This window comes from Frankia sp. CcCS3, from assembly GCF_977927575.1.
In genome coordinates, this window is the sequence record NZ_CDWRCL010000085.1 from 14,816 (window position 1) to 15,403 (window position 588).

Below are 588 nucleotides of genomic sequence, written 5' to 3' on the forward strand. Positions count from 1 at the left end.
CGGCCGATTCCGTCTCGGCGGCGACGTCGGCGTCCACCATCATCGCCACCAACTCCTCGAACCCCACCCGCGGCTTCCACCCCAACACCTCCCGCGCCTTCGACGAATCCCCCACCAGCACATCCACCTCAGCCGGCCGGAAAAACCGGGGATCCTGCCGCACGAACCCCGACCAGTCCAAGATCCCCACCCACCCGAACGCCGCATCCAACAACTCCCGGATACTGTGCGTCTCCCCGGTCGCCACCACATAGTCGTCCGGCGCGTCCTGCTGCAGCATCCGCCACATCGCCTCCACGTAATCCCCCGCGAAACCCCAGTCCCGCCGCGACTCCAGATTCCCCAACGACAACGAGTCCTGCAACCCCAACGAAATCCGCGCCACCGCCCGCGAGATCTTCCGGGTCACGAACTCGATCCCCCGCCGCGGCGACTCGTGATTAAACAACAACCCCGAACACGCGAACGTCCCGTACGACTCCCGATAATTCACCGTCAGATAGTGACCGAACGTCTTCGCCACCCCGTACGGCGACCGCGGGTGAAACGGCGTCGACTCCCGCTGCGGCGTCTCCCGCACCTTCCCGA

Annotated in this window: 1 protein-coding gene; it reads right to left on the minus strand. The window is 65.8% G+C overall.

Annotation, left to right across the window (positions count from 1 at the left end; genetic code table 11):
* Positions 1–588: GDP-mannose 4,6-dehydratase (locus tag AC08OQ_RS09835; protein WP_476612000.1), on the minus strand; the 588-nt coding region annotated here is incomplete at both ends.